General features: G+C 33.5%; 1 protein-coding gene. It reads left to right on the forward strand.

Translation table 11 applies throughout. The features are described 5' to 3' along the window. On the forward strand, positions 1-490 hold a 490-nt coding region (locus FFR48_RS28435), incomplete at both ends, for a DUF2887 domain-containing protein (RefSeq protein ID WP_137669631.1).

Raw genomic sequence — 490 nt, forward strand, 5'->3', positions numbered from 1 at the left:
TTTATTTAGATGAAATTGAAGAAACAACATCATTACCCATTGGGATTGCTACAATTAAACTAATCATTACCAATGAAGAAAAAGCTATCACCCAAGCTAGGGAGTTAATTAACCGTACCAAACAAGAGGTTAAGTCTCAACCCAAACAACAACAAATATTAGACATTATCGAGACAATTTTAATTTATAAATTTCCAAGAATGAATAGGGAGGAAATAGAATCAATGTTTGGACTAAGTGATTTAAAACAAACTAGGTTTTATCAAGAAGCACGTGAGGAAGGTTTAGAGGAAGGTTTAGAACAAGGTTTAGAACAAGGTTTAGAACAAGGTTTAGAACAAGGTTTAGAACAAGGTTTAGAACAAGGAAAACTCGAAGCTAAATTAGAAGCTGTTCCTGGTTTGGTAGGATTAGGTTTGAGTCAAGAACAAATTGCCCAGGTTTTGAATTTAAGTATTGACGAAGTGAGGAACATTGTAGAGAAAATGTC

This window comes from Sphaerospermopsis reniformis (genome assembly GCF_005402885.1).
In the GTDB taxonomy this organism is placed as follows: Bacteria; Cyanobacteriota; Cyanobacteriia; order Cyanobacteriales; family Nostocaceae; genus Sphaerospermopsis; species Sphaerospermopsis kisseleviana.